This window comes from Stenotrophomonas sp. (genome assembly GCF_031995405.1).
Lineage (GTDB): Bacteria > Pseudomonadota > Gammaproteobacteria > Xanthomonadales > Xanthomonadaceae > Stenotrophomonas.
Window position 1 is genome coordinate 1 of record NZ_DAMAGC010000053.1, and the last position, 7,487, is coordinate 7,487.

Annotated in this window: 7 protein-coding genes and 1 pseudogene; all 8 read right to left on the reverse strand. The window is 68.2% G+C overall.

Going from position 1 to position 7,487, the window contains the following annotated elements:
• Positions 1–209 (reverse strand): annotated as a pseudogene (locus RTO53_RS11035) (DNA polymerase III subunit delta'); the annotation flags it as partial.
• A 1-nt stretch (position 210) separates the two neighbouring features.
• Complete coding sequence (gene tmk, locus RTO53_RS11040; protein ID WP_312237836.1) at positions 211–876, reverse strand: dTMP kinase; 666 nt, start codon at positions 874–876, stop codon at positions 211–213.
• A complete protein-coding gene (gene mltG, locus RTO53_RS11045; RefSeq protein ID WP_312237838.1) occupies positions 873–1,931 on the reverse strand; it encodes an endolytic transglycosylase MltG in 1,059 nt (352 codons plus the stop codon). Before mltG ends, tmk begins: the two co-directional genes overlap by 4 nt.
• Before the next feature lie 66 nt (positions 1,932–1,997).
• On the reverse strand, positions 1,998–3,353 hold the full coding sequence (locus RTO53_RS11050) for an aminodeoxychorismate synthase component I (protein ID WP_312237839.1): 1,356 nt from the start codon (positions 3,351–3,353) through the stop codon (positions 1,998–2,000).
• A gap of 81 nt (positions 3,354–3,434) precedes the next feature.
• A complete protein-coding gene (gene fabF, locus RTO53_RS11055) occupies positions 3,435–4,697 on the reverse strand; it encodes a beta-ketoacyl-ACP synthase II (RefSeq protein ID WP_312237840.1) in 1,263 nt (420 codons plus the stop codon).
• Positions 4,698–4,833: 136 nt separating this feature from the next.
• Positions 4,834–5,073 carry an acyl carrier protein gene (gene acpP / locus RTO53_RS11060; protein ID WP_017357544.1) on the reverse strand — a complete coding sequence of 80 codons (240 nt, stop codon included), beginning with the start codon at positions 5,071–5,073 and terminating at the stop codon, positions 4,834–4,836.
• A gap of 153 nt (positions 5,074–5,226) precedes the next feature.
• Entirely contained in the window at positions 5,227–5,970 is a 744-nt protein-coding gene (gene fabG / locus RTO53_RS11065) for a 3-oxoacyl-ACP reductase FabG (protein ID WP_312237841.1), read from the reverse strand.
• A 72-nt stretch (positions 5,971–6,042) separates the two neighbouring features.
• Complete coding sequence (gene fabD / locus RTO53_RS11070) at positions 6,043–6,987, reverse strand: ACP S-malonyltransferase (protein WP_312237842.1); 945 nt, start codon at positions 6,985–6,987, stop codon at positions 6,043–6,045.
• Positions 6,988–7,487 lie beyond the last annotated feature (500 nt).

Sequence of the window (7,487 nt, forward strand, 5' to 3'; positions counted from 1 at the left end):
GTACCGGCGGCGATCAGCTGCGCGCTGCGCTTGGCCGCTGCCGGCTCGCCACTGCACAGGATGTGCTGGGCCATGCGCAGTGCGACCGCGCGCTTGCCCAGCCCGGCCGGGCCGCAGATCAGCAGGCCGTGGCCGAGACGATCGGCATCCAGCGCAGCTACGGTCTGGTCATACGCGCGTTGCTGCCACGGGGAAAAAGTCTCGGTCATCTCAGCTCTCCGGTGCCTGTGCCAGCCACACATCCACCGCCGCCACCACCGCCGCGGCGACACCGGCCTGGTCCTGGCTGGCGTCGATCAGGCGGAAACGGGTGGGATCCTCGCCGGCGCGCTGGCGGAACACCGCGCGCACCCGCTGGAAGAAGTCGTCCTGCTCGCTTTCGATGCGGTCCGGCCACATGTCGCGGCCGTTGGCGCGGGCGCGCCCCACCGCGACATCCACGTCCAGCAGCAGGGTCAGGCCCGGCAGCACGCCCACCGCGCGACGCTCCAGGTCGGCGATCCAGGCCGGATCCAGGCCGCGTCCGCCGCCCTGGTAGGCGTAGCTGGAATCGGTGAAGCGGTCGCTGATGACGTATGCCCCCCGGCGCAACGCCGGCTGGATCACCTGGCGTACGTGCTGGGCGCGCGCGGCGAACACCAGCAGCAGCTCGGCCTCGGCCGACAGCGGCTCGGCGGCGATCTCCACATCCGGCTTGAGGACCAGCGCGCGGATGCGCTCGGCCAGCGGCGTGCCACCCGGCTCCCGGGTCAGCAGCACCTCATGCCCGCGCGCGCGCAGTGCATCGCGCAGCGCATTGATCGCAGTGGTCTTGCCGGCCCCCTCGCCGCCCTCCAGGCTGACAAAGCGCGGGTGGCGCAGCAGCGCGGCGGTCACTGCGGGGCCGCCTGGCTGCGCTGCTGGCGCAGCTGCTGCAGGTAGCGGGCAACGGCGGCGTTATGGTCGGCGTAGTTGGCCGAGAACACATGCGCGCCACTGCCATCGCCCACTGCAACGAAGTACAGCGCGTTGCCGGCGGCCGGCTGCGCGGTCGCGTGCAGCGCATCGCGACCGGGCATGGCGATCGGCGTCGGGGTGAGACCGGCGCGGGTATAGGTGTTGTAGGGCGTGTCGGTAGTCAGGTCGCGCTTGCGGATGTTGCCGTCGTAGCTGCTGCCGATGCCGTAGATCACGGTGGGATCGGTCTGCAGGCGCATGCCGATTTTCAACCGGCGCACGAACACCCCGGCAATCTGCGGACGCTCGCTGGGCAGCGCGGTTTCCTTCTCGATGATCGAGGCCAGGGTCAGCAGTTCGTACGGCGAGTTCAGCGGCAGGTCGTCGCTGCGGCTGTCCCAGGCGGCGGTCAGTTCCTTTTCCATGGCGGCGTGCGCGCGCTTGAGCACGTCCACGTCGGTGTCGCCGCGCTGGTAGACATAGGTCTCGGGCAGGAAGCGGCCTTCCGGATGTTCGCCGGGGAAGCCCAGCGCCTTCATCAGCGCTGCATCGTCCAGGCCGTCGGTGGTGTGCACCAGCGGATCGGCGCGCTTGAGGGCGGCGCGCAGCTGGCGGATGTTCCAGCCCTCGACGATGGTTACCCGGTGCTGCAGCACCCGGCCCTGGCGCATGCGCAGCAGCAGCTCACGTGGGGTCAGGCTGGCGTCCAGCGCGTACTCGCCCACCTTGAGCTTGCCGGCCGCATCCAGCTGGCGCGCCAGCAGCTGCCACTGGGTGTCGCTGCCCTCGTCCACGCCGGCCGCGCGCAGCTTGCCCAGGACGGTGTTCAGGCCGTCGCCGGGGGCGATCACCATGCTGGGCTGGTCGGGCGTCAGCGGCGCATCGGCGAAGCCGCTCTGGCTGTGCCAGAACCACGCCCCTGCACCGGCCAGCAGCACCGCTGCCAACAGCAGCATCGCCAGCACGGCCAGACAACCCCGTTTCGCACCCGCCATGGTCACCTCGAATCGATTTCGCCGCCGCGCAGCATACCGCGCGGGTGCTGCACACCGCCAAACGGCTCAGTCATGCCGGCCCAGCGCGCGCATCAGGCCGCGCGCCTTGGCGCGGGTTTCGTCCAGCTCCTTGTCCGGGTCCGAATCGACCACGATGCCGGCGCCGGTGCGGAACGCGGCGCAGGCCGCGCTCACTTCGGCGGTACGGATCAGGATGTTCAGGTCCAGGTCGCCGTCGCGGTTCAGCCAGCCGAACGCACCGGTATAGGCGCCGCGCGCGGTCTGCTCCAGCTCGGCGATGATCTGCATGCAGCGCACCTTGGGGCAGCCGGTGATGGTGCCGCCGGGGAAGGTCGCGGCGATCACCTGGCCGGGGCTGACGCCCTCGCGCAGGCGGCCGCGCACGTTGCTGACGATGTGGTGCACATGCGCGTAGCTCTCCACCGTCATCAGCTCGTCCACCTCCACGCTGCCCGGCGTGCAGATGCGCCCCAGGTCGTTGCGCTCCAGGTCGATAAGCATCACGTGCTCGGCGCGCTCCTTGGGGTGGCCGACCAGCTCCTGGATGCGCGCGGCATCGTCGTCGCCGGCGAAGCGCGGGCGGGTGCCGGCGATGGGACGGGTCTGCACGTCATCGCCGTGCACCGACACCAGCCGCTCCGGCGAGGAGCTGACCACCGCCCTGCCCTGCGCCATGAACAGCCCGGCGAACGGCGCGGGGTTGGCTACCCGCAACTGCGCGTACAGCGCCTGCGGCGAGAGCGTGTCGGCGAACTGCGCCTGCCAGCGGCGCGACAGGTTGACCTGGAACACGTCGCCGGCACGCAGGTAATCGATCACCTTGCCGACGCCGTCGGTGAAGCGCGTCGGCGCGTCTTCGTGCATGTCGGCCGGTGGCTGCCAGGCCGGCAGTGGCGGCAGCGCGGCGCTCGCCTGCAGGTCGGCCAGCAGCGTCTGCAGCATCGCGCCGTGGTCGGGTTCGCACACCGCGTGGTACTGGCCGAGCACGCGGTCGTGCAGCACCGCTGCCGGGCAACGCAGGGCCAATGCCGCGGGCAGCCCGTCGGCACGCGTCGGCAGCTGCAGCACGGTCTCGATCTGCCCGGCCAGCTCGTAATCCAGCATCAGCGCCCAGCCGCCGCGGAACGGCAACAGCGTCTCTTCGCGGGGCTGGCGCAGCGCGGCCCAGTGCGCATCCAGCACATCGAGGAAGCGGCCGGACTGCGCGTGCCCCTCGGCATCGCGGACCACGCCGTCGGCATGCAGTGCCAGCGCCTCACCGTTGCCCATCAGCAGCAGGTCCCAGCGCCCCTGGGCGGTGCCCGAGGCGGTGGATTCCATCAGCAGCGGATAGCGCTGCGGTGCCAAGCGCTGCAGCGCGAGCAGGTCGGTGGTGGCGGGCAACGGCTGGATCAGGAGCATGGCGGGAAACCGGAAGGAGCGAAGGCCAGATACACCAAGGCCGCCAAGATGGCGGCCCGGTGCGTGTGCGGCAGCAGTGGATCAGACCCGCTTGAACACCAGCGTGCCGTTGGTGCCGCCGAAGCCGAAGCCGTTGGACATGACCACGTCGACCTTGGCATCGCGTGCGGTGTTGGGCACGTAATCCAGGTCGCAGCCCTCGCCCGGCTGGTGCAGGTTGATGGTCGGCGGAATCACGTTGTCGCGCAGCGCCAGCACCGAGAAGATGGCTTCCACGCCGCCGGCCGCGCCGAGCAGGTGGCCGGTCATCGACTTGGTGGAGCTGACCATCATCTTGTGGGCGTGGTCGCCGAATGCGGTCTTCATCGCCATCGTTTCGCCCAGGTCGCCCAGCGGCGTGGAGGTGCCATGCGCATTGAGGTAACCCACCTGGTCCGGGGTCACGCCGGCGTCCTTGAGGGCCATGGTCATGCAGCGCGCCGCGCCTTCGCCGTTCTCGCTCGGGGCGGTCATGTGGTACGCATCGGAGCTGGCGCCGAAACCGGCCAGCTCGGCATAGATGCGCGCGCCACGCGCCTTGGCGTGCTCGTATTCTTCCAGGATCAGGATGCCGGCACCGTCGCCCAGCACGAAGCCGTCGCGGTCCTTGTCCCACGGGCGCGAGGCTTCCGCCGGCGCGTCGTTGCGGGTGGACATGGCCTTCATGGCGCAGAAGCCGCCCAGTGCGGTCGGCGAGGAGCCGCGCTCGGCACCGCCCACCACCATCACGTCCGCATCGCCGTACTGGATCATGCGCATGGCGGTGCCGATGGAATGGTTGGAGGTGGCGCAGGCCGACACCGCCGAGAACGACGGGCCCTTCAGGCCGGTGATGATGCTCAACTGCCCCGGGAGCATGTTGATGATGGTCTTGGGCACGTAGAAGGGCGAGATCTTCTTGCCCTCGTGGAACTCGATGGTCTGTTCCTCGATGCCCAGCAGGCCGCCGATGCCGGCGCCGACGATGGCACCCACGCGCTCGGCGTTGCCGTCGTTGATCTCCAGGCCCGAGTCGTTCAAGGCCATGAAGGCCGCACCGAGGCCGTAATGAATGAACGGGTCCATCTTCTTGGCATCCTTGCCACTGACCCGGAACTTGCCGAACTGTTCGTTGTCGGCGGTGATGTCGAAGTCCCTGACCTCACCGGCAATCTTGGTGGTGAAACGGTCCAGGTAGGATTGCGAAACGTTGGTCAGCGGACCGATGCCGGAACGGCCTTCGGTGATGCCCTTCCAACTGGTGGCCATATCATTGCCCAACGGCGAGACCATGCCCATGCCGGTAACGACGACGCGACGCTTCATTGCAGATTCTCCTGACCCGGATGTTGCGGGTATGACGCGGTGTAACGCTCAAATGCACAGGGCCGCAAGCGCGGCCCCATGGGATTGCCGCGCGCGGCCGGGGCAGGTGCCACCGCCGCGCGCAAGCCGCCTGACATCAAGCCTTGACGTGGGCGTTGATGTAGTCGATTGCAGCCTGGACGGTGCTGATCTTCTCGGCTTCTTCGTCCGGGATTTCGCACTCGAACTCTTCTTCCAGCGCCATCACCAGTTCAACGGTGTCCAGCGAGTCAGCGCCCAGGTCATCGACGAACGATGCGCTGTTGGTGACTTCTTCTTCCTTGACGCCAAGCTGTTCGACGACGATTTTCTTGACGCGTTCTTCGATGGTGCTCATTGGATATCGCTCCAGATGGAGTAGTGGTTCAAAAATGACGCCATCCGGTGAGGGATGACCGTGGGATAGTGTAGTGGAAACCGACGACGCCTTACATCGCTGCAAAACATCTTTCAGATCAACCACTTGCGGCGCAATCCATGCGCCACATGCTTACGGCATGTACATGCCGCCGTTCACATGGAGGGTTTCGCCGGTGATATAGCTGGCCGAGGGACCGGCCAGGAACGCCACCGCGTTGGCGATGTCGGACGCTTCGCCCAGGCGTTCCAGGGCGATGGACTTGACCAGGCCGGTGCGCTGTTCTTCCGGCAACGCCTTGGTCATGTCGGTGTCGATGAAGCCGGGGGCGACGACATTGACGGTGATGCCACGCGAGCCGATTTCCTTGGCCAGCGACTTGGAGAAGGCAATGATGCCGGCCTTGGCGGCGGCGTAGTTGGCCTGGCCGGCATTGCCGGTCACGCCGATCACCGATGCGATGTTGATGATGCGGCCCTTGCGCGCCTTCATCATGCCGCGGATGACCGCCTTGGAAGTGCGGAACACGCTGGTCAGGTTGGTGTCCAGAATGGCCTGCCAGTCCTCTTCCTTCATGCGCAGCAGCAGGTTGTCGCGGGTGATGCCGGCATTGTTGACCAGGATGGTGATGGCACCGAATTCCTTGGCGATGCCGTCCAGCACCGCCTCCAGCGCCGCGGCGTCGGTGACGTTCAGCGCGCGGCCGTGGCCGCCGGCAGCGGCCAGGCGCTCGCCGATCGCGGCAGCGCCGGCGTCGGTGGTGGCGGTACCGATCACGGTCGCGCCCTGCGCGGCCAGTGCGTCGGCGATCGCCGCGCCGATGCCACGGCTGGCGCCGGTCACCAGTGCGATTTCACCCTGAAGGGGCTTGCTCATCTGTAGTTCCTCGAACGGGACCGATCCACGCGCCCGGCCCGAAGGCAGGGCAACGCGAACGCGGTCGAAGGATCAGGCAGCCCAGGTTTCGCGGGCAGCCTCAAAATCGGCGGGCGTGGACAGTGTGCGCGCGTCCAGCGATTTGTCGATGCGCTTGATCAATCCGCTCAGCACCTTGCCCGGGCCGCACTCGGCGACGCGGGTGACGCCGCGGGCAGCCAGCGCCTGTACGCAGCCGGTCCACTGGACGGGCAGGTACAGCTGTTGGACCAGCGCCTGGCGGATGGCGTCGATGCCGTCATGCACGCGGGCATCGACGTTCTGCACCACGGGCAGCGCCGGGGCGCGCCAGTCCAGCCCAGCCATGGTCTCGGCCAGGCGGTTGGCGGCTTCGCGCATCAGCGGAGTGTGCGAGGGCACGCTGACGGCCAGCTTCACCGCCTTGCGCACGCCCTTTTCGGCCAGCAGCGCCAGCGCACGGTCGACGGCAGCGGCGTCGCCACCGATGACGATCTGACCGGGGGAATTGAAGTTGGCCGGGACCACGACCTGGCTGCCGGCGGCCTGGACACAGACCTCCTGGACCAGGGCGTCTTCAGCGCCGAGGACGGCGGCCATGGCGCCGACACCGGCCGGGGCGGCTTCCTGCATCAGCTGACCACGCAGGCGCACCAGATGGGCGCCGTCGTGCAGGGTCAAGGCACCGGCAGCGACCAGGGCGGTGTACTCGCCCAGGCTATGGCCGGCGAGCACGGACGGCTTCGCGCCACCGACGGCATTCCAGACGCGCCACACGCCGATGCTGGCGGCCAGCAGGGCCGGCTGGGTGTACTCGGTGCGGTTGAGCATTTCCTCGGGACCGCCCTGCGACAGGGCCCACAGGTCGACACCGGCGCCATCGGACGCCTCGGTGAAGGCGTCGCGGACCTGCGGGTGCAGCTCGGCCAGTTCGGCCAGCATGCCTAGCGACTGCGACCCCTGGCCGGGGAATACGAATGCGAGATTGGAATCGGTCACGCGGTCATCCGCCTGCAAAAATCGAACGGCGAATGATAAGGCCGAACACCGCCCTCCGTCTGTACTGACGCGTATGTGGTGGAGTCTGTTAGCTGCTTTGGCGCTGGAGCGAAGGTCAACATCGCGCCCGCACCGCCGGGGAGAGGGCTGGGGTGGTCGGCACGCCTGGAAAGGCCAAAGCCGGGCCACGGCCTTCGTTTAGGGTTGGAGGTGCCGAGCATGGCTCGGCACTACCCCTCTCCCAACTCACGGGCAGGCCTGCCTTGCTGAGACTCAGCGAAGCTGAGGCGAAGTGCCGTTGATCGCCCACCCGCGCCGGCCCTCGCAGGGATGGCCGGTGCGCGGGCGAGATCCAGAGTGGAGCAGCGGCCTTAGTTTGGGGATGGAGGTGCCGAGCATGGCTCGGCACTACCCTCTCCCAAAATGACGGGCAGCCCTGCCTTGCTGAGACTCAGCGAAGCTGAGGCGAAGTGCCGTCGAGCGCCCACCAGCACCGACCC

Coding starts and splice junctions, on each gene's coding strand:
- mltG (WP_312237838.1), bottom strand. CDS start 1,931: ATGGCGGGTGCGAAACGGGGTTGTCTGGCCGTGCTGGCGATGCTGCTG.
- RTO53_RS11050 (WP_312237839.1), bottom strand. CDS start 3,353: ATGCTCCTGATCCAGCCGTTGCCCGCCACCACCGACCTGCTCGCGCTG.
- fabF (WP_312237840.1), bottom strand. CDS start 4,697: ATGAAGCGTCGCGTCGTCGTTACCGGCATGGGCATGGTCTCGCCGTTG.
- acpP (WP_017357544.1), bottom strand. CDS start 5,073: ATGAGCACCATCGAAGAACGCGTCAAGAAAATCGTCGTCGAACAGCTT.
- fabG (WP_312237841.1), bottom strand. CDS start 5,970: ATGAGCAAGCCCCTTCAGGGTGAAATCGCACTGGTGACCGGCGCCAGC.